Here is a 14,847-nt window from a genome sequence, read left to right as displayed (position 1 = left end):
TCCGAGCGAAGACCGCCCAGGAATTGAATGTTATTCCTGCAGACTTCTTGCAGCCCCAAGACGGCGGTGTTACGTTCCCGTCACTGCTTGTCCGACAATCTCGGATCCACGCAGGGTCGCCGAGGCCGCATCAGCAGATGAATTCAGCCGACGCCGATGCTCCGTCGGGTGCATCCGATCCAGAACTGCCGTAGCTCAGCAGTCACTTACCGCCACATACGACCGCCGCCGCGGGCGCGCAGCGCGGCCTCTCCCCTTCCCTTCCCGGCGGAGGAGGCCCGCACGGACGGATGCGTCGACCAGACGGATGCGCCGACCAGCCAGTGCAGTTCGAAGATCTCGGAGGAAGACGATGAACGGTTCCCTCTCGACCGACGCCGGTGTGCGGGACAGGCGGGACGGGACGGTGCTCGCGTGAGTCCGCTCAAGGTCGCGATCCGCGACTACGCCCACACCCGGGCCCTCAAGGACGGGACGATCGCACCGGAGGGCTGCGAGCTCGACTTCGTGGAGGTGGAGCCCATCCACCGGGCCTTCGCCCCCATGGTGCGCGAGCTGCGCTACGACGTGAGCGAGCTCGCCGTCGCGACCCTCCTGCAGGCGGTCGAGGCAGGCCGGCCCCTGGTGGCCCTGCCCGTCGTGCTGCACGGCAACCACCACCACCGCTCGATCTGGACCTGGGGCAACGGCCTCGCACCGGACGGTCTGCGCGGGCGCCGCGTCGGTGTCCGCGCCTACAGCCAGACCACCGGCCTGTGGGTGCGCGGCATGCTGAGCGACACCTACGGCGTCGCCGCGCAGGACATCACCTGGGTGACGACCGAGGGACCGCACATCGCCGCCGCCGCGGAGCCCGCGAACGTCGAACGCACCGACGCGGGGCTGGTCGACCTGCTGCGCGCCGGCGATCTCGCGGCCATGGTGATGGGCGCACGCTCGGCGGACCACGTCGACGAGCTCGTACCGCTGCTCCCCGACTGGAAGGCACGGCAGGAGGAGCATGTCCGCCGGCACGGCTGGATCCCGGTCAACCACCTCGCCGTCGTCCGCCGCGACCTGCTGGAAACCCGGCCCGACGCGGTCCGCGCGCTCTACCGCGCCCTGGCGCGCGGTATCGACGAAGCCCGCCCGCAGACACCCCGCACGATCCGCGACGAGGTGGTCCGGTACGGCGTCACCGACACCCTCCTCGCCACCCTCGACACCGCGATCCGCCATGCCCGCGAGCAGCAGGTCATCCGCTCGGCGATGACGGCCGAGTCCCTCTTCGCCGACTTCACGAAGTACGTGGCCGAGTCATGAGCGGCACACGCCGGTCCACCGCCCGGACGTCCCGCTCCGCCACCCCTCAGGAGAACTGATGCACTACTTCGACACCCACACCCACGCCATCTCCTCCGACACCGGCACCTATCCGTCGAAGCCGCTCGGCGGCACCCACTCGCAGTGGTCCCGCCAACGCCCGGCCGACGCCGACCAGTTGGTCCGCAGCCTGGATGCGGCCGGGGTGGAGCGCGCCGCCCTCGTGCAGGCCTCCACGTTCTACGGATTCGACAACAGCTATGCCGCCGATGCGCTCAGGCGCTTCCCCGACCGTCTCGTGGGCGTCTGCTCGGTGGACTTCCTCGCCGACACGGCGGTGGAGAACCTGCGGTACTGGATCGAGGAACGCGGCTTTCGCGGCGTACGGATCCGGGTGTCCGACGGCACGACCAAGGTGCCCACACCCGGGTCGGGCGTCTCGGACGAACGCATGCGGGCCGTGTGGGACTACGTGAGCGAGCAGCGGATCCCGGTGTGCATCCAGATGCACTCCAAGGACGCGCCGAAGCTCGCCGAGGTGCTGGAGACACGGCCCGGCATGACGGTGCTGCTCGACCACGCGGGCCGCCCCGACGCCTCGGGCGGCGCGCCGTATCCGCACCTGGCCGAGATCGGCCGGCTGGCCCGCTTCGAGGGCGTGCACCTGAAGGTGACCCCGCCCGCGCTGCGCCGCCTCGACGACGAACCGGGCGCGGACGCCACCGAGGTCCTGCGCCGGCTGGTCGGGATGTTCGGTGCCGAGCGCCTGATGTGGGGCTCGAACTTCCCCGCCTCGGAAGGGTCGCCGGCCGAGCTGCGCGACGGGATCGAGGCCCGTCTGTCGTGGCTGAAGGGCGCGGACCGGGCGGCGGTGCTGGGCGGGAACGCCGCGCGGGTCTACGAGGTGGCGGTGGGTGCGCGATGACATTCCGACGACGCCCCGCGCCGCCGACGGACGGCACGAGAGACAACCCGTGTGAGGAAGGTCGTACGACGATGAGGCACATCCCGGCGAACCGGCCGACGCGGGCCCGCACGGCCGCGAACGCCTCGCAACCGTCGGTGCGTTCGCGGCGGCTGCGGCTGCGGCTGCCCGTGGCGATCGGCATGGCGCTGGTCACCGGCGCGTCCCTGTCGGCGTGCGGCACCGGAGCGAGCGCCGCGGGCCTGCCGTCGACGACGAGCGACCTCGTCAAGCAGGCGAAGAAGGAGGGCACGGTCGCCTGGTCGGCGCCCAAGCCGCAGAGCCAGATGCAGCCGGCGATCGATCTGTTCGAGAAGAAGTACCCGGGCATCAAGATCAAGTACACCAATACCAAGGCCCCCGACCAGGTCAGCCAGTTGAAGATGGAGGAGGCCGCGCGGAAGGTGTCGGTCGACGTCGCCAACGCGGGCGGCCTCACCGTGCTTCCGTCCCTGCAGCTGGCCGACGACGTCGACTGGGCGAAGTACGGCATCGCCAAGGAGAACGTCTTCGAGAAGAACCTCGTCTACATCTGGTCGGTGCCGAAGGTGTGGGCGTACAACACCGACAAGGTCAAGCCGGCCGATCTGCCGAAGACCTGGGACGACCTGCTGGATCCGAAGTGGTCGGGCGGGAAGGTCTCGGCCGAGTCCCGTGCCTCGTTCATGACCGTCTGGGACCTCGACCCCTCACTCGGTGAGGCCAAGTCCCTCGCCTGGGCCGAGAAGTTCGCCGCGCAGAATCCCCACTTCACGCCCAACACCACCCAGTCGGAGGCCCCGATCGAGTCGGGGCAGGTGAGCATCGGCACCAGCCTCATCAATCTCGTGCTGCAGGCGCAGAAGAAGGGCGCCCCGGTCGCGGTGGCCCCGCTGTCGCCGACGAACGCCAACGAGTCGTATCTGTACGTGCCCAAGGGCGCGCCGCACCCGGCGGCCGCCGTGCTGCTCACCCGGTTCCTCTCCTCGGACGCGGCCCAGAGTGTGCTGGCGAAGACCTACAACTCCCGTATCCCGGTGGACACCGACTGCTCCGACCCCGGCGACAACGCGGTCCTGAAGTCGATCTGCGACGCGCACCTCAAGTGGTTCGGGACCAAGACGCTGGACGACTACAAGAGCTTCTCCAGCTACTTCCCCAAGGCCGAGAAGGCGCTCGGCACCGATGTCGGCTGACACGCGCGAAGGCCGCGGCGCGGCAGGAGCGACAACCCTCAGGCGAAAGGAACGACGATGACGTGGCATCGGCTCACCGCGGCGGCAGGTGTCCTCCTGGTCACCGCCGCGTCCCTGTCGGCGTGCGGAAGCGGCGCCGGCACGGCCGACCTGCCGGACACGACGAACGCCCTGGCGAAACAGGCCAAGAGCGAGGGGGTGGTCAACTGGGCGTCCTGGAACCCGGAGGCGCAGATGCAGCCCGCCATCGACCTGTTCGAGAAGAAGTACCCGGGCATCAAGGTCAAGTACAGCAACATCAAGGCCCCCGACCAGGTCAGCCAGCTCAAGATGGAGCAGGCGGCCCGCAAGGTGTCGATCGACGTCGCCAACGCGGGCGGGCTCACGGTGACTCCCGCGGTCAAGCTGGCCTCGGACGTCGACTGGTCGAAGTACGGCGTCGGCGCGAAGGACGTCTTCGCGAAGAACTTCGTCTACGTCTGGGCCACGCCCAAGGTGTGGGCGTACAACACCGACAGGGTCAAGGCCGCCGACGTGCCGCGGAGTTGGGACGACGTACTGGATGCGAAGTGGTCCGGCGGGAAGGTCTCGGCCGAGTCCCGTGCCTCGTTCATGACCGTCTGGGACCTCAACGACGCGATGGGAGAGGCGAAGGGCCTCGCCTGGGCGAAGAGGTTCGCCCCGCTGAAGCCGCACTACTCCCCCAATCTCACCCAGGCCGAGGCGCCCATCGAGTCGGGGCAGGTGAGCATCGGCACCAGCCTGATCAACCTGGTCCTGGCGGCGAAGGCCAAGGGCGCACCCGTCGAGATCGCACCGGTGTCGCCCACCAGCGCCAACGAGTCGTATCTCTACGTGCCCAAGGGCGCCCCGCATCCCGCCGCCGCGGCACTGCTCACCTCGTTCCTGTCCTCCGACGCGGCGCAGAGTGTGCTGGCGAAGACCTACAACTCCCGTATCCCGGCCGACACCGACTGCTCGGACCCGGGCGGCAACGCCGTCGTACAGGCACTCTGCGCGGCCCATGTGAAGTGGTACGGCGCGAAGTCCCTCAAGGACTACGACAGGCTGACCGCCTTCTTCCCCAAGGTCGAGAAGGCGCTCGGCACCGATGTCGGCTGACAGGTCAAGGAATCCGGATGAAGACGTGCAACGACGCGGGAGGTCGTGATGGATCCGACGACAACCAAGGAGGTTGAGGCGCCGGCGCCCGACGCCGTCGAACACAACGACCCACCGCCCGCGGGCCGTTCACGTGCCGAGCACGGGCGCCGGGCGGCGGGGACCCTCGTCAATCTCGCCATGGTGCTCCTGGTGGGATACCTCGTCCTGGTGCCGCTGGTGATCCTGCTGTACAGCAGCTTCAAGGCGTCGACCACCGAACTGCCCTTCGACGTACCCGGGTTCTCGCTGGACAACTACAGCGCGGTCTTCTCCTCCAGCCGGCTCGGCACGGTCACCCTGAACACGGTGGTCTATGTCGTGGGCGCGCTGGCCGTGGCCCTTGTGCTCAGCGTGTGCCTCGCCTATCTCTTCGAGAAGACGGACATCCCGGGACGCTCGTTCCTCGCGCCGCTCGCGCTCGCTCCCATGGCGGTCCCGGTGACCGTCATGGCGATCGCCTGGGCCCTGGTGGCCAATCCGGCGAACGGTCCCCTGGCGATCCTCGTGCGGGAGGCGCTGGGCATCCGCGTGGACGTCTACTCGCTGCCGGGGATGATCCTCGTCATGGGCATCTTCGGGGTGCCCAGCATGTATCTGATGATCGCGCCGGCGTTCGCCCGGCTCAACCCCGAGCTGGAGGAGGCCGCGGCGACGGTCGGCACGCCGGTGTGGCGCCGGCTGCGTCTGGTCGTGTTCCCCCTGATCATGCCCGCCGTGTCGGCCGCGGCGATGCTGCTCGTCGTCGTGGCCCTGGAGGGTTTCGCCATCCCGGCGCTCCTCGGGCTGCCCAAGCAGATCTTCGTGTACAGCAGCCTCATCCAGTACTCGCTGCAACCGCCGAGCGGGGTGGCCAACTACGGCCAGGCGAGCACCTACGGCATCCTCATCCTGGCCCTGTCGCTGGTCATGCTGCTGGTCTACCGCCGACGCGTCCGCGACACGCACCGCTTCCGGGTGGTGACCGGCAAGGGCTACCGGCAGAGCCGTGTCCCGCTCGGCCGCTGGCGTGCTCCCGTCTGCGCGGTCGTCTCGGTGTATCTGTTCCTGGCCATCGTGCTTCCCATCGCGGCCCTGGTGTGGACGAGCCTGTCGCCCTATGCCCGGCCCTTCAGCTGGTCGGGCCTGGGGTCGATGACCCTGAGCGCCTACGGCCACGTCCTGTCGTCGCCGGGCATCGGCAACGTCCTGGTGAACACGGCCGAGGTCGTCCTGGTCACCGCCACGGTGACCCTGGCGCTGTCGGTGTGGATCGCGGTGGCCTCCGTGCGCAAGCGGTTCCGGGGCAGCACGCTGCTCTTCGAGACGACGTTCCTGGTCTTCGGCATCCCGAGCGTGGTCCTCGGCTCGGCCGTGCTGTTCCTCTATCTCTATGTCCCGGTGCCGATCTACGGCACGGTCTGGATCATCGTCGTCGCCCTGGTGACGCGGTTCCTCCCGCGCGGCTCACGGATGGTGCACGCGGCGCTGATCCAGCTCGACGACGGACTGATCGAGGCCGCGCGCGTGACCGGCGCGAACCCGCTCACGGTGACGCGGACGATCCTGCTGCCCCTGCTGCGCCCGGCGCTGTGGAAGTGCTGGCTCTGGGTGTTCGCGCACGCCCTGGGGGAGCTTCCGATCGCCCTGCTGCTGACGGGTGCCGACAACCGGACCCTGGTGGTGCTGCTGTGGGACACCTTCACCTCCAGCGTCGACTACCCCGAGGCCAGTGCCCTCGCAGTGATCATCCTGGCGATCTCCACGCTCGCGGTGTGGCTCGTCAACCGGCGCAGTACGGAGAAGCAGGCATGACGGAAACCATGGTGGAAGCGATGAACAGGGACACGACGACGAACTCGATCGTCATCACCCAACTGCGCAAGTCCTACGAGAAGTCGGCGGACGCCGACGCGGCCTACGCGGTCGACAACATCTCCTTCGACGTCCCCAAGGGCCAGTTCGTCACCCTTCTCGGGCCGAGCGGCTGCGGCAAGACGACGACCCTGCGCTGCGTCGCCGGCCTCGAACACGCCACCGAGGGCCGGATCGAGATGGGCGGCGAGGTGGTGTTCGACGCCGCCCGCAAGCGCCATGTCCGGCCGGAGGAGCGGCCCATCGCGATGGTGCCGCAGTCGTACGGCATCTGGCCGCACATGAAGGTCATCGACAACGCGGCCTTCCCCATGCGGCACGGCCGCAACCGGCGCAGGGGGCCTGAGGTCCGGCAGCGCGCACTGGAGATGCTCGAACAGGTGGGTCTGGCGGGGATGGCCGACCGCTGGGCGACGCAGCTCAGCGGCGGGCAGCAGCAGCGCCTCGCGCTGGCGCGGGCCCTGCTCGGCGACCCCGAGGTGCTGCTGCTGGACGAGCCGCTGTCCAACCTCGACGCCAAGCTGAGGGCCAAGCTGCGGCAGGAACTCCGGTCGTTCCAGGAGCAGTTCGGCGTCACCGCCCTGTACGTCACCCATGACCAGGCCGAGGCCCTGGCCATGTCGGACACGGTGATCGTGATGAACAAGGGCCGCATCGAGCAGATCGACCGGCCCGAGCGGCTCTACGACCACCCCCGCTCCTCCTTCGTCGCCGACTTCATCGGCAGCGCGAACCTCTTCCCGGTGCGGGACGCGTCGGCCGGTACGCGGGGAGGGGTGCTCGCCAGGACCGACCTCGGTCCGGTGCTCTGCTCCCGTACCGCGCCCGGTGAGGAAGTGCGGCATCACAACGGCGGGTTCGTCTGTGTGCGGCCCGAGGACGTCGGGGTGCGCCCGGCCGACGCGGACGCGGCGCCCGCGGACAACGAGTTCACCGGCGTGGTGGAGTCGGCTGAGTTCCTCGGCGACCGGCTCGAACTCGTCGTGCGGTCGGCGAACCTGCCCATCACGGTGTCCACGCGGGCCGGCCAGGATCTGCGTCCGGGCCGCGAGGTCGTCCTGCGGCTGTCCCCGGCCGCGACCAGCTACCTGGCGAACTGAAGCACCGCAGAACTGAACAGCACGCACCTTCGTCCGCCGCGTTCGGGGGCGTCCTGGATCCGGTCCGGGGCGCCCCCATCGTCGTTGGTACCGATCTTCCGGCCGGACATATACGGAATCCTTTCTTCGGCGAGTGTGCCGAAAGTATGGTGATCGCGTGAAGGCACTCGTGTTGTCCGGTGGCTCAGGTACCCGTTTGCGTCCCATCACCCATACGTCGGCGAAGCAACTCGTACCGGTCGCGAACAAGCCGGTGCTCTTCTACGGTCTGGAGGCGATCGCGGAGGCGGGCATCACCCAGGTCGGCATCATCGTCGGGGAGACGGCCGAGGAGATCCGGGAGGCGGTCGGCGACGGTTCCGCGTTCGGCCTGGAGGTCACCTACATCCCGCAGGCCGAGCCGCTGGGGCTGGCCCACGCGGTGCTGATCGCCCGGGAGTTCCTGGGCGAGGACGACTTCGTGATGTACCTCGGCGACAACTTCGTCGTCGGCGGCATCACGGACCTGGTGGACGCCTTCCGCGCCGAACGGCCCGACGCGCAGATCCTGTTGACGAAGGTGGCGAACCCGACCGCGTTCGGCGTGGCCCAACTGGACGCGGCGGGCCGGGTGATCGACCTGGAGGAGAAGCCCGAACACCCCAAGAGCGACCTGGCGCTGGTCGGCGTGTATCTGTTCACGCCCGCCGTCCATGAGGCCGTGCGGGCCATCAAGCCGTCCTGGCGCGGCGAGTTGGAGATCACCCACGCCATCCAGTGGATGCTGGACGCCGGACGCGATGTGCGCTCCACGACGATCTCCGGCTACTGGAAGGACACCGGGAACGTCACCGACATGCTGGAGGTCAACCGCTCCGTGCTGGAGACCCTGGAGCGCAGCATCGACGGCACGGTCGACGACGACAGCGAGATCATCGGGCGGGTGCGCATCGAGGCCGGGGCGAAGGTGACGGGCAGCCGCATCGTGGGCCCCGTGATCGTCGGCGCCCGCACGGTGATCACCGACTCCTACGTCGGCCCCTTCACCTCGATCGCGGGCGACTGCCGTATCGAGGACAGCGAGATCGAGTACTCGATCGTGCTGCGCGACTCCTCCATGAGCGGCGTCCGGCGCGTGGAGGCCTCCCTCATCGGCCGCAAGGTCGAGGTGACTCCCGCACCTCGCAGACCCGCCGCCCACCGTTTCGTCCTCGGCGACCACAGCAAGGTGCAGATCCACACATGAACCTTCTCGTCACCGGCGCGGCCGGCTTCATCGGCTCCTGCTACGTCCGCACCCTGCTGGCCCCCGGCGCGTCCGACGCGCTCCGCATCACGGTGCTGGACAAGCTCACCTACGCCGGCAACCTCACCAACCTCGATCTCGACGACCCCCGCCTGCAGTTCGTGCAAGGAGACATCCGCGACGCCGACCTGGTCGACAAGCTGATGGCCGACGCCGACCAGGTGGTGCACTTCGCGGCCGAGTCCCACGTGGACCGCTCGATCGCCGGCGCCACCGACTTCGTCCTGACCAACGTGGTGGGCACCCAGATCCTGCTGGACGCCGCCCTGCGCCACCGGGTGGGCCCCTTCGTGCACATCTCCACCGACGAGGTCTACGGCTCCATCGCCTCCGGGTCCTGGCCCGAGGAGCACCCGCTGGCCCCCAACTCCCCCTACTCCGCCTCCAAGGCCTCCTCCGACCTGCTCGCCCTCGCCTACCACCGCACCCACGGCCTGGACGTGCGCGTCACCCGCTGCTCCAACAACTACGGCCCGCACCAGTACCCGGAGAAGGTCATCCCGCTGTTCGTCACCAACCTCCTCGACGGCAAGACGGTGCCCCTGTACGGGCAGGGCCTGAACGTGCGGGACTGGCTGCACGTGGAGGACCACTGCCACGGCATCGACCTGGTGCGCGCCAAGGGCCGGCCGGGCGAGGTGTACAACATCGGCGGCGGCACCGAGCTGTCCAACAAGGAACTCACCGGGCTGCTGCTTCAGGCGTGCGGGGCGGGCTGGGACCGGGTGGAGTATGTCGCCGACCGCAAGGGCCACGACCTGCGCTACTCGGTCGACTGGAGCAAGGCCCGCGACGAGTTGGGCTATTGCCCCCGTCACGACTTCACCACCGGCCTTGCCGAGACGGTCGATTGGTACCGCGAGAACCGAGCCTGGTGGCAACCGTTGAAGGAGCGGTCGGCATGAGGTGGCTGGTGACCGGCGCCGGCGGCATGCTCGGGCAGGACGTCCTGGCCCGGCTGCGCCGGGACGGAGAGACGGCCGTGGGCCTGGACCGGGCCGCCCTCGACATCACCGATCCCGACATGGTGCACGAGGCGATCGAAGTGCACCGGCCCCGGATCGTGCTCAACTGCGCCGCCTGGACGGCCGTCGACGACGCCGAGGCCCGTGAGGCGGACGCCCTGCGGGTCAACGGCGACGGCCCCCGGCATCTCGCCGAGGCCTGCGCGAAGAACGGCGCCCGGCTGCTCCAGGTCTCGACCGACTACGTCTTCTCCGGCGACGCCACCGCCCCCTACCCCGAGGACGCCCCGACGCGACCGCGCAGCGCGTACGGGCGCACCAAGCTGGAGGGGGAACGGGCGGTGCTGGCCACGCTCCCCGACGCGGCGTACGTCGTGCGGACGGCCTGGCTGTACGGGGCGGGCGGCGGGAACTTCGTCGACACGATGATCAGGCTGGAGTCCGCCAGGGACACCGTCGACGTGGTGAACGACCAGCAGGGGCAGCCCACTTGGACGGTGGACCTCGCGGACCGTCTGGTCCGCCTCGGCCGAGCCGCGCTCGCCGGCACCGCGCCGGCCGGTGTCTACCACGGCACCAGCGGTGGGCGCACGACCTGGTTCGGCCTGGCCCGCGAGGTCTTCCGGCTGCTGGGCGCGGACCCCGAACGGGTCCGGCCGACCACCAGCGCCGCCTTCGTACGGCCCGCTCCCCGTCCCGCGTACAGCGTGCTCGGGCACGACCGCTGGGCCCTGGCGGGCATCGAACCCGTCCGTGACTGGCGCGAGGCGCTCGCCGCGGCGTTCCCTGCCCTGCTCGGCGAGGACCACACGCGCCGCACCGGCCACACAAGCGATGAGAACCACGCGAGCCACGAAAGCCACGCGAGCCACGCGAGCCACGAGCGCCACGCGAGCCACGAGCGCCACGAGCGCCACATAAGCGGCGAGAGCCACGAGAGCGACGAGAAGAAAGGTTCTGCCCGGTGAGCTTCAGAATCCAGCCGACCGCTCAGGTCGACGAGACGGCCACGGTCGGCGAGGGGACGACGGTCTGGGATCTGGCCCAGATCCGGGAGGGCGCGCAGCTGGGCAGCGGATGCATCGTGGGCCGCGGAGCGTATGTCGGGCCCGGCGTGCGGATCGGCGACAATGTGAAGCTGCAGAACCACGCCCTGGTCTACGAGCCCGCCGTGCTCGCCGACGGGGTCTTCGTCGGCCCGGCGGCCGTGCTGACCAACGACTACTTTCCGAGGTCGGTGGACGAGGAGGGCCGGCTCAAGCGCGGTGGCGACTGGGAGCCCGTCGCCGTGACGGTGGCCGAAGGCGCGTCGCTGGGCGCCCGTTCGGTGTGTGTGGCGCCGGTGCACGTCGGTCGCTGGGCGCTGGTCGCGGCGGGCGCCGTGGTGACCCGGGACGTGCCGGACTTCGCTCTCGTGGCCGGTGTTCCGGCGCGCCGGATCGGCTGGGTCGGCCGGGCGGGCGTACGGCTTGTCGAGCGCGAGGACGAGCCGGGCGTGTGGGAGTGCCCTCGCACGGGCGCGGTCTACGACGAGAAGGACAGTGAACTCCTCGAACGTGCGTGACTTCGGTTTCCCCCAAACCGCAAATCTTCGAACATCTACCGGCATAACATGTGTGTGATCTGTGCAGAACAAGCACAATGGGCACACGAACCGGTAGTGCCCAGGGGGGTAACGGGGTGGGGGACACCTGTGCTTGAAACCACGAGCGACGTCGGTCTCGACCTCTGACGTCTGACTTCCGCCGCGTGGCCATCCACGCCGCGGCGATCGCCGGTGTGCGCACCGGCGGTCACCAGTCCGTGCACAACAGGACCACAGGGGGGTCGGTGTGCCCAAAAGATGACCACCACACGTCTCGCGGCTCTCTCCCAGGAGGAACCGCCGCTTCTCGCGCTCGCCCAACGGCTGCTCGCCGTCGCCGAGTCGGGCCTCCCGTCGATGCTGCTCCCCGGCAGTGAGGCCTTCGTCTTCACCATGGCCGGACAGCAAGCCCCCGACGGTTCCTGGACGTTGGAACGCCGGGGCACCAGCACCCGTTACGCGGCCATCACCGCACTGGGTGTCCGCTTCCTGCCCGAGGACCGCCAGCGCGCGGTGCTCGGCGGGCGTACGGCGCAGGAGTTCACCGGTCTGCTGATCGAGTCGCTGCCCGCGGTGACCAACCTAGGCGACGCGGCACTGATCGCCTGGGCCGCCGCCGAGACCGAGCACCCCAAGCTCTCCGACGCCGTCGCCCGGGTCGACGCCCTGGACGACGAGGACCGGCCGCAGTACACGGTCGAGGCGGCCTGGGTGCTGTCCGCCCTCGCGGCGGCGCGCGACACGGTCGACGTGGAGGCACGTTTCACCGCGGCCCGGAACCGTCTGCTGCGCGCCCGGATCGAGGGCAGCCCGCTCTTCCCGCACGCCACCGGCCCGGGCCTGGTGCCCTGGTACCGGGCGCACGTCAGCTGCTTCGCCGACCAGACCTACCCGCTGCAGGCCCTGGCCCGCGCCCATGCCAGCGGGGACGGGGGCGGCGACCCGGAGGCGCTGGCCGCGGCCGAGGCGTGTGCCGCACGGATCTGCGAACTGCAGGGCGAGGGCGGGCAGTGGTGGTGGCACTACGACGCGCGCACCGGCGGTGTCGTGGAGGGCTACCCCGTCTACAGCGTCCATCAGCACGCGATGGCTCCGACCGCCCTGTTCGACCTCGCCGACGCCGGCGGCACCGACTTCGGCGCGGCGATCCGCAAGGGCCTGCGCTGGATGACGGACGTACCCGAACTGGCCGGTGCGCAGCACCGCGAGCCGATGATCCTCGACGAGCTCGGCGCCACCTGGCGCAAGGTCTACCGGGGCGACCCGAAGAAGGCCGTACGCGCCGCCCGCGGCCTGTCCACGCGCCTCGCACCGAGCGTCCGCCTGCAGTCCCTGGACCGGGTGTACCGCCCCCTGTCCGTGGACCGCGAATGCCGGCCGTACGAGTTCGGCTGGATGCTCCACGCCTGGCAGGGGGGCCGGATATGACGGAGCGTCAGCAGCTGTTCGGGGTCGCACTGGACCCGCTGACGATGGACGAGACGGTCGCGCGCTGCCTCGAAGCGGTGCGCGACGGACGGCAGTTGGAGATCGGCGTGGTCAACGCCGCGAAGCTGGTCAACATGCGGCGCGACGAACGGCTCGCCAAGGCGGTGTCCGGCTGCGACCTCGTCCTCGCCGACGGACAGGCCGTGGTGTGGGCCGGGCGGGTGCTGCGCGCCCCGCTGCCGGAGCGGGTGGCCGGCATCGACCTGTTCCTGCGGCTGCTGGCCGAGGCGGAAACGGCGGGCATCTCCGTGTACTTCCTCGGCGCCAAGCAGGAGGTGATGGAGCAGATGCTGCTCCGGGTCGCCGACCGTTTCCCCGGCCTGAAGGTGGCCGGCAGCCGCAACGGCTACTTCGACGACTCCGAGCAGCAGGAGATCGCCGACGCCATCGCCCGCAGCGGTGCCCAGATGCTCTTCCTCGGCATGACCTCGCCGAAGAAGGAGATATTCACCGCCGCCTACGGCGCCCGCACCGGCGCCCGCGTGGTGCACGGCGTCGGCGGCTCCTTCGACATCCTGGCCGGAGTCACCAAGCGGGCCCCCGCCTCCTGGCAGCGCTGGGGCCTTGAGTGGCTCTACCGCGTGAAGCAGGAGCCCCGGCGCCTGGGCCGGCGCTATCTCACCACCAATGTCTCCTTCCTCCTCATGACGGCGCGCGAGCTGATCCGGCTCACCCCGTCGACCGCTCCCGCGAACAGGAGTCACTGATGCGCGTCGTCGTGGTGGGGCAGGGCTACGTCGGCCTGCCCCTGGCCATCCGGGCCGCCGAGGTCGGACACGAGGTGATCGGCTACGACGTCGACGCCCGGCGGATCAAGCGCCTCGCCGCCGGTGAGTCCTTCGTCGAGGACGTCTCCTCCGAGCGGATCCGCGCGGCCCTGGACAACGGCACCTACCGGGCGAGCGAATCGGCGCGCGACTGCGGCGGTTTCGACATCGCCGTGGTGACCGTGCCGACACCGCTGCACGAGGGCACCCCCGACCTGCGGTACATCAAGGAGTCGGCGGTCACCCTGGCCCGCTATCTGCGCCCCGGGGCGACGGTCGTCCTGGAGTCGACGACCTATCCCGGCACCACCCAGGAGCTGTTCGCGCCGATCCTGGAGGAGGGCTCGGGCCTGACCGCGGGCTCCGACTTCCATCTCGGCTACAGCCCCGAACGGATCGACCCCGGAAACGCCGTGTGGGGTTTCAAGGAGACCCCGAAGGTCGTCTCCGGAGTCAACGAGGCCTCCCTCAAGGCGGTTCAGGACTTCTACGCCCAACTCGTCGACACCACCGTGCCGGTGCGCTCCCCCAAGGAGGCCGAGCTCGCCAAGCTGCTGGAGAACACCTTCCGGCATGTGAACATCGCGCTGGTCAACGAGGTCGCGATGTTCGCCCACCACCTGGACATCGACATCTGGCAGGCCATCGACGCGGCCTCCAGCAAGCCCTTCGGCTTCATGAAGTTCACGCCCGGGCCGGGCGTCGGCGGCCACTGCCTGCCGATCGACCCGTCCTATCTGTCCTGGCGGGTTCAGCGCGAACTGGGCCAGAACTTCCGGTTCGTGGAGCTGGCCAACGACATCAACAGCCATATGCCGGAGTACGTGACGCGCCGCATCAGCGAGCACTTCAACGACCGGCGGCGTTCCGTCAACGGCTCACGGGTGCTGCTGCTCGGGCTGGCGTACAAGAAGAACACCGGTGACGCCCGCGAGTCGCCCGCCCTGCGCATCTCCCAACTGCTGCTGGACATGGGCGCGCAGGTCAGGGCGGCGGATCCGCATGTCGTCGAGAGTCTGCCGGTGGACACGCGGCTGGTGCGGGTCGAACCGACGCCCGAGGAGCTGGCGGGCGCCGACGTGGTGGTGCTGCTCACGGACCACGACAGCTTCGACTACGAACTCGTCGCCGAACACGCCCCCTTCGTCCTGGACTGCCGCCGCCGGCTGCCGTCCGGACCCACGATCGAGGTGCTCTGAAG

At 69.7% G+C, this 14,847-nt stretch carries 13 protein-coding genes; all 13 read left to right on the top strand.

Going from position 1 to position 14,847, the window contains the following annotated elements; translation table 11 throughout:
• Positions 1-414 precede the first annotated feature (414 nt).
• The 13 genes from MQN93_RS19850 to MQN93_RS19790 all read left to right on the top strand — a co-directional run bounded on the left by MQN93_RS19850 (position 415) and on the right by MQN93_RS19790 (position 14,845).
• On the top strand, positions 415-1,302 hold the full coding sequence (locus MQN93_RS19850) for a substrate-binding domain-containing protein (RefSeq protein ID WP_242710590.1): 888 nt from the start codon (positions 415-417) through the stop codon (positions 1,300-1,302).
• 58 nt (positions 1,303-1,360) lie between these two features.
• The gene (locus MQN93_RS19845; protein WP_242710589.1) at positions 1,361-2,227 is read left to right on the top strand and encodes an amidohydrolase family protein; all 867 of its coding nucleotides are present in this window, start codon (positions 1,361-1,363) and stop codon (positions 2,225-2,227) included.
• Positions 2,228-2,298: 71 nt separating this feature from the next.
• On the top strand, positions 2,299-3,441 hold the full coding sequence (locus MQN93_RS19840) for an ABC transporter substrate-binding protein (protein WP_242710588.1): 1,143 nt from the start codon (positions 2,299-2,301) through the stop codon (positions 3,439-3,441).
• Between the two features lie 57 nt (positions 3,442-3,498).
• On the top strand, positions 3,499-4,563 hold the full coding sequence (locus tag MQN93_RS19835) for an ABC transporter substrate-binding protein (protein ID WP_242710587.1): 1,065 nt from the start codon (positions 3,499-3,501) through the stop codon (positions 4,561-4,563).
• A gap of 48 nt (positions 4,564-4,611) precedes the next feature.
• Positions 4,612-6,396 carry an ABC transporter permease gene (locus MQN93_RS19830; protein WP_242710586.1) on the top strand — a complete coding sequence of 595 codons (1,785 nt, stop codon included), beginning with the start codon at positions 4,612-4,614 and terminating at the stop codon, positions 6,394-6,396.
• Complete coding sequence (locus tag MQN93_RS19825; RefSeq protein WP_242710585.1) at positions 6,393-7,556, top strand: ABC transporter ATP-binding protein; 1,164 nt, start codon at positions 6,393-6,395, stop codon at positions 7,554-7,556. Before MQN93_RS19830 ends, MQN93_RS19825 begins: the two co-directional genes overlap by 4 nt.
• A 157-nt stretch (positions 7,557-7,713) precedes the next feature.
• Positions 7,714-8,781, top strand: coding sequence for a glucose-1-phosphate thymidylyltransferase (locus MQN93_RS19820; protein WP_242710584.1), 1,068 nt, complete (start codon positions 7,714-7,716; stop codon positions 8,779-8,781).
• On the top strand, positions 8,778-9,746 hold the full coding sequence (gene rfbB, locus MQN93_RS19815) for a dTDP-glucose 4,6-dehydratase (RefSeq protein WP_242710583.1): 969 nt from the start codon (positions 8,778-8,780) through the stop codon (positions 9,744-9,746). Before MQN93_RS19820 ends, rfbB begins: the two co-directional genes overlap by 4 nt.
• The gene (gene rfbD, locus MQN93_RS19810; RefSeq protein ID WP_242710582.1) at positions 9,743-10,774 is read left to right on the top strand and encodes a dTDP-4-dehydrorhamnose reductase; all 1,032 of its coding nucleotides are present in this window, start codon (positions 9,743-9,745) and stop codon (positions 10,772-10,774) included. Before rfbB ends, rfbD begins: the two co-directional genes overlap by 4 nt.
• Positions 10,771-11,370 carry an acyltransferase gene (locus MQN93_RS19805; RefSeq protein ID WP_242710581.1) on the top strand — a complete coding sequence of 200 codons (600 nt, stop codon included), beginning with the start codon at positions 10,771-10,773 and terminating at the stop codon, positions 11,368-11,370. Before rfbD ends, MQN93_RS19805 begins: the two co-directional genes overlap by 4 nt.
• A gap of 279 nt (positions 11,371-11,649) precedes the next feature.
• Positions 11,650-12,819 carry a hypothetical protein gene (locus MQN93_RS19800; protein WP_016430999.1) on the top strand — a complete coding sequence of 390 codons (1,170 nt, stop codon included), beginning with the start codon at positions 11,650-11,652 and terminating at the stop codon, positions 12,817-12,819.
• Positions 12,816-13,586: a WecB/TagA/CpsF family glycosyltransferase gene (locus MQN93_RS19795; RefSeq protein ID WP_242710580.1), complete on the top strand. Its 771-nt coding sequence runs from the start codon at positions 12,816-12,818 to the stop codon at positions 13,584-13,586. Before MQN93_RS19800 ends, MQN93_RS19795 begins: the two co-directional genes overlap by 4 nt.
• Complete coding sequence (locus MQN93_RS19790) at positions 13,586-14,845, top strand: nucleotide sugar dehydrogenase (protein WP_016431001.1); 1,260 nt, start codon at positions 13,586-13,588, stop codon at positions 14,843-14,845. The genes MQN93_RS19795 and MQN93_RS19790 overlap by 1 nt, the downstream gene beginning before the upstream one ends.
• The last annotated feature ends 2 nt before the right edge of the window (positions 14,846-14,847 follow it).

Origin of the sequence: Streptomyces spinosisporus (genome assembly GCF_022698145.1) — a bacterium.
GTDB classification, from domain to species: Bacteria; Actinomycetota; Actinomycetes; order Streptomycetales; family Streptomycetaceae; genus Streptomyces; species Streptomyces spinosisporus.
This window is presented reverse-complemented; position numbering and strand designations above follow the sequence as displayed.

Coding starts and splice junctions, on each gene's coding strand:
- MQN93_RS19845 (WP_242710589.1), top strand. CDS start 1,361: ATGCACTACTTCGACACCCACACCCACGCCATCTCCTCCGACACCGGC.
- MQN93_RS19840 (WP_242710588.1), top strand. CDS start 2,299: ATGAGGCACATCCCGGCGAACCGGCCGACGCGGGCCCGCACGGCCGCG.
- MQN93_RS19835 (WP_242710587.1), top strand. CDS start 3,499: ATGACGTGGCATCGGCTCACCGCGGCGGCAGGTGTCCTCCTGGTCACC.
- MQN93_RS19830 (WP_242710586.1), top strand. CDS start 4,612: ATGGATCCGACGACAACCAAGGAGGTTGAGGCGCCGGCGCCCGACGCC.
- MQN93_RS19825 (WP_242710585.1), top strand. CDS start 6,393: ATGACGGAAACCATGGTGGAAGCGATGAACAGGGACACGACGACGAAC.
- rfbB (WP_242710583.1), top strand. CDS start 8,778: ATGAACCTTCTCGTCACCGGCGCGGCCGGCTTCATCGGCTCCTGCTAC.
- rfbD (WP_242710582.1), top strand. CDS start 9,743: ATGAGGTGGCTGGTGACCGGCGCCGGCGGCATGCTCGGGCAGGACGTC.
- MQN93_RS19800 (WP_016430999.1), top strand. CDS start 11,650: ATGACCACCACACGTCTCGCGGCTCTCTCCCAGGAGGAACCGCCGCTT.
- MQN93_RS19795 (WP_242710580.1), top strand. CDS start 12,816: ATGACGGAGCGTCAGCAGCTGTTCGGGGTCGCACTGGACCCGCTGACG.
- MQN93_RS19790 (WP_016431001.1), top strand. CDS start 13,586: ATGCGCGTCGTCGTGGTGGGGCAGGGCTACGTCGGCCTGCCCCTGGCC.